The following is a 345-nucleotide window of genomic DNA, read 5'->3' on the forward strand; positions in this document are numbered from 1 at the left end:
GCCGGAGCCGGATGATAAACTGCGCCGAGGACGGCTGGTATGCCAGCGGGATGAGCAGTTGCGCGTCGGACAGCAGGTGCCAGGTCCCGTCGTTTACCAGAGAGAGCGCAACTCCGTACGCCTGCGCTACCAGCACCGTCTCGGTCGGATCGTAAAATTCGAGAAAAAACGTCGGCAGCTCCCGTGTCGTCTCCAGGATGCCGGACACCTTGTAGAAGAGCCTGGGCGCGTCCAGAAACCCGACCGTCGAGTTGGGTGGCACCCCGAGATCCGTCCAGCGCAGAACCCCGGTTCGGGCGATGATGTCGCCCACCGAGTTCCCCTTGATCCACTGGTACTCCAGGC

At 62.9% G+C, this 345-nt stretch carries 1 protein-coding gene; it reads right to left on the bottom strand.

What is annotated here, in order from left to right:
• On the bottom strand, nucleotides 1-313 hold a 313-nt coding region (locus tag R5H29_RS07105), incomplete at its 3' end, for a hypothetical protein (protein WP_332328972.1).
• Between the last annotated feature and the right edge of the window lie 32 nt (nucleotides 314-345).

It is taken from the genome of Stenotrophomonas sp. A3_2 (assembly GCF_036624925.1).
In the GTDB taxonomy this organism is placed as follows: Bacteria; Pseudomonadota; Gammaproteobacteria; order Xanthomonadales; family Xanthomonadaceae; genus Stenotrophomonas; species Stenotrophomonas hibiscicola.